The following is a 4,243-nucleotide window of genomic DNA, read 5'->3' as shown; positions in this document are numbered from 1 at the left end:
TGAAAGGGCTGGTCCAGCTGTCGGAAGAGGGCGCAGTGCAGGTCTTCCGTCCGGTACACAACAACGATCTGATTGTGGGCGCGGTAGGTGTGCTGCAGTTTGAAGTGGTTGTGGCGCGCCTGAAAAGCGAATACAACGTTGAAGCAATCTATGAAGCCATCAACGTGTCGACCGCTCGCTGGGTTGAATGCAGCGATGCGAAGAAGTTCGATGAGTTCCAGCGTAAAAACGAAGTGAACCTGGCGCTGGATGGCGGGGATAACCTGACTTACATCGCGCCAACCATGGTGAACCTGAATATCACTCAGGAGCGTTACCCAGAAGTGGTGTTCCGCAAAACGCGCGAGCACTAACAGCCCTTCGGGTCTGGTCTATACTGAAGAAGCGATGCAGCCTGCATCGCTTTTTTTTCTCCTGTCCCTCCCTGATGTTCCTCTCTCTCTTCTTACAGACTGCTCTTAAAAAACCTGCTTTTTGTGCATTTATCCATCATATCAACCACAAGCGGCGGTGAAATCCTGATTAGCGTCTATATTTATATTCAACGGACGCAAAACAGGCGGCGGTTTGTCGCAACGTCTCTCTTACTGCAGTCACGCCGTTTGTGGCTGAAAGCTCACAGTTGTGAGTGCAATTACATGAAGAAGGAATAATCGATGAACACGACTAAGATTACTAAAACTCTGATGGCTGTACTGGTAGGTTCTGCGCTGGTAAGTGGTTCTGCAATGGCAGAAGACTCCATGATGAACAAAACGCAGAACACCGCTGACAGCGCGGGTTCCAAAATCGATAGTTCAATGAAATCAGTCGGTGGGTACATGGATGACAGCGGCGTGACTGCCAAGGTGAAAGCCGCTCTGGTAGACAACGACGCAATCAAAAGCACAGATATCTCCGTGAAGACCCATTCCGGCGTAGTCACGCTGAGTGGTTTTGTTCCGTCGCAGGATCAGGCCGAACTGGCTGTAGCGGCGGCCAAAAAAGTCGAGGGTGTTAAATCTGTTAGCGACAAACTACACGTTAAAGACAGTACCAAAGCCAGCGTGAGCGGTTATGCCGGTGATACTGCAACGACCAGCGAAATTAAAGCTAAACTGTTAGCTGATGACATCGTGCCATCACGTAACGTGAAAGTGGAAACGACCAACGGCGTTGTGCAGCTTTCCGGTACGGTGAAAAGCCAGGCGCAGTCTGAACGTGCCGAAAGTATTGCTAAAGCGATTGATGGTGTGAAAAGCGTTAAAAATGATCTGACTGTGAAGTCATAAACCAGACGCGGGCTGTCTGATAACAGGACGGTCCGCAGCTGAAGATGTTTTAAGAAAAAAATCTTCTCTCGCCGGTATCGGCAGAGTGAATAAATCAGGCAGTTTGTTTTTCTACATATAGGGTAAGGAGAAGCTTATGTTTCGTTGGGGCATTATTTTTCTGATTATTGCGCTTATCGCAGCAGCGTTAGGTTTTGGTGGTCTGGCTGGTACAGCCGCATGGGCAGCTAAAATCGTCTTCGTTGTCGGTATCATTATCTTCCTGATCAGCCTGTTTACCGGCCGCAAGAAGTTATAGACCGAATAACAGTTGCATCAATAAAGGCCAGTCATTGACTGGCCTTTAGCCTTTCTGGCGAGACACATTCTGCCGCAAAAAACGCCAAACAGTTACCGTCATTCCAGGGTATCCTCGCGTCTTTCACTCCTCAGAGGATCTCAACATTGGGACAGCGCATCCCCATAACCCTCGGCAATATTGAGCCGCTGGCGTTAACCCCTTTTCGTCCGGGCAAACTGGCTCTGGTTTGTGAAGGCGGCGGGCAGCGCGGTATCTTCACTGCTGGCGTGCTGGACGAATTCCAGCGTGCAAACTTCAACCCCTTTGATTTGATGCTTGGCACCTCTGCTGGCGCACAAAACCTCTCTGCCTATGTCTGCGGTCAGCCTGGTTATGCGCGCAGAGTGATCACCCGTTACACCACCAGTAAACTGTTTTTTGATCCGCTGCGTTTCGTTCGCGGTGGGCATCTTATCGATCTGGACTGGTTGGTGAACGTGACTGCTCAGGAGTTTCCGCTGGCGATAGAAGCCGGGGAGAAAATGTTTTCTGCAGGTCGTGAGTTCTATATGTGTGCCTGCCGCAGTGACGATTATTCACCAGGCTATTTTGCCCCAACGGCGGCGAACTGGATGAATATCATTAAGGCCTCAAGCGCGATCCCTGGCCTGTATCGCCCCGGCGTGGATCTGGATGGCATCAGTTATCTGGATGGTGGGATCAGTGATGCCATTCCGGTGCGCGAAGCAGCGCGTCGCGGTGCTGATACAATTGTGGTTATCCGCACGGTTCCTTCGCAGATGACCTATACGCCGCAGTGGCTGAAACGCATTGAGCGCTGGCTCAGCGACAGCGCGCTGCAACCGTTGGTTAATATCATGCATCTGCATGAAGACAGCTACCGTGAGACGCAGGACTTTATTGAAAATCCTCCCGGCAATCTGAGGATTATTGAAATCTTCCCGCCACATGCGTTAGCCAGCATGGCGTTGGGCAGCCGTGTTGCTTCACTGAATCAGGATTATCATCTCGGACGCCGTTGCGGCCGCTATTTCCTGGCTACAGTAGGACAATGGTTGCAGGAAAACGAAACGCTGCTCAGCACTAAACCGGTGGTTCCGCCAGCGCCAGTTGCCAACGAACCCCTCCGGGATGGCGTCATTCTTGACCCGCTGGCAGGTAACGATGCTGAATACGTTAAGGGCTCACTGGCATGACTCCAACGTTTGTCGATACGCACTGTCACTTTGATTTTGATCCTTTCTTCGGCAATGAAGAAGAGAGCCTTCGCCTGGCTGCTGCGGCTGGCGTGGAAAAAATCATTGGGGTTGGGGTGTCGGCAGACCGTTTTGCTGGCGTGATGGCGTTGGCTGAGAAATGGCCGCCGCTTTATGCCGCATTGGGTACCCATCCGATGGCGATTGCTCAACATGACGAGTCACATCTCGAACAGCTGGAAACGTATCTGAAGCTGAAGCCTAACAAGCTGGTGGCGATCGGGGAGATCGGACTGGATCTCTTTATCGACGATCCCCAGTTTGAAAAGCAGGAGCGGGTGCTTGCAGCGCAAATCCGGCTGGCGAAGCAGTACGATCTGCCGGTGATCCTGCATTCCCGCCGCACCCACGATAAATTAGCCTTGCACCTTCGCCGTCTCGATCTTCCGCGTCGTGGCGTGGTGCATGGTTTTGCCGGCAGTGAACAGCAGGCGCTGGCATTTATCCGCGCAGGCTATGCCATCGGCGTTGGCGGCACCATCACCTATGAGCGTGCCAGTAAAACCCGTCATGCCATCGCACGTCTGCCGCTGACTTCTCTGCTGCTGGAAACCGATTCGCCTGATATGCCCTTACAGGGTTTTCAGGGGCAACCCAACCGCCCTGAGCGGGTTAAAAATGTCTGGCAGAGCCTGTGTGAATTGCGAGAAGAATCCCCGCAAGAAATAGCAGAAACCCTTCGTGAGAACACCCGCACCCTTTTTCAGCTCTGACTGGCTAAACTCTTAAAGTCCCCTGCGAGACGGTGCGCCTTTGGCCTGCCGGGTCTACTGTCATCTGCATCTGCTACACTGCATGATGAATGTTATAATTATAACATTTACTTATGATGCTGACGTCAATCGGGCGTTGTGGCGCAAAATCGGGGGGTAATGGCAGGATAATGACCATTTTATGTGATATTAATCACATGCAATGTACAATGCTTGCAACAGTATTTCCCTGTTCGTGAATTTCATCACGGAAGTGGCCAGGCCTTTTCCGTTATTATTTTAACATCACAGCCCTTCGCGGGCTCAGGCGGAAGGAATTCGTTCCCGGCATCCGGGAAGCCGCCTTAAACTTTGTCTGGAGAACATAATGACTGACGTAACCGCAGCTGCCGTACGCGCGCTGAAACTGATGGATCTGACCACGCTGAATGAGGATGACACGGAGGCGAAAGTAATCGCGCTGTGCCATCAGGCGAAAACCCCGGCTGGCAACACCGCAGCAATCTGCATCTATCCGCGCTTTATCCCGATTGCCCGTAAGACCTTGCGCGAACAAGACACGCCGGATATCCGCATTGCTACCGTCACTAACTTCCCGCACGGCAATGACGACAAAGAAATTGCCCTGGCAGAAACCCACGCGGCCATCGCTTACGGTGCTGATGAGGTTGATGTGGTCTTCCCTTATCGCGCGTTGATGGC

At 52.1% G+C, this 4,243-nt stretch carries 5 protein-coding genes and 1 pseudogene; all 6 read left to right on the top strand.

Going from position 1 to position 4,243, the window contains the following annotated elements; all coding sequences use genetic code 11:
• Positions 1–353 (top strand): annotated as a pseudogene (prfC, locus tag WCC56_RS21400) (peptide chain release factor 3); the annotation flags it as partial.
• 303 nt (positions 354–656) lie between these two features.
• Positions 657–1,271 carry a molecular chaperone OsmY gene (osmY, locus tag WCC56_RS21395; RefSeq protein ID WP_424694326.1) on the top strand — a complete coding sequence of 205 codons (615 nt, stop codon included), beginning with the start codon at positions 657–659 and terminating at the stop codon, positions 1,269–1,271.
• Positions 1,272–1,407: 136 nt separating this feature from the next.
• Positions 1,408–1,569, top strand: a complete 162-nt coding sequence (locus WCC56_RS21390; protein WP_013200641.1) for a DUF1328 domain-containing protein — start codon at positions 1,408–1,410, stop codon at positions 1,567–1,569.
• A 146-nt stretch (positions 1,570–1,715) separates the two neighbouring features.
• On the top strand, positions 1,716–2,768 hold the full coding sequence (locus tag WCC56_RS21385) for a patatin-like phospholipase family protein (protein ID WP_424694325.1): 1,053 nt from the start codon (positions 1,716–1,718) through the stop codon (positions 2,766–2,768).
• Positions 2,765–3,541, top strand: coding sequence for a TatD family hydrolase (locus tag WCC56_RS21380; RefSeq protein ID WP_424694324.1), 777 nt, complete (start codon positions 2,765–2,767; stop codon positions 3,539–3,541). The genes WCC56_RS21385 and WCC56_RS21380 overlap by 4 nt, the downstream gene beginning before the upstream one ends.
• A gap of 367 nt (positions 3,542–3,908) precedes the next feature.
• The coding region (gene deoC / locus WCC56_RS21375; protein ID WP_424694323.1) for a deoxyribose-phosphate aldolase at positions 3,909–4,243 on the top strand (335 nt) is incomplete at its 3' end.

The organism is Erwinia sp. (assembly GCF_049696395.1).
GTDB lineage: Bacteria > Pseudomonadota > Gammaproteobacteria > Enterobacterales > Enterobacteriaceae > Erwinia.
This window is presented reverse-complemented; position numbering and strand designations above follow the sequence as displayed.

Coding starts and splice junctions, on each gene's coding strand:
- osmY (WP_424694326.1), top strand. CDS start 657: ATGAACACGACTAAGATTACTAAAACTCTGATGGCTGTACTGGTAGGT.
- WCC56_RS21390 (WP_013200641.1), top strand. CDS start 1,408: ATGTTTCGTTGGGGCATTATTTTTCTGATTATTGCGCTTATCGCAGCA.
- WCC56_RS21380 (WP_424694324.1), top strand. CDS start 2,765: ATGACTCCAACGTTTGTCGATACGCACTGTCACTTTGATTTTGATCCT.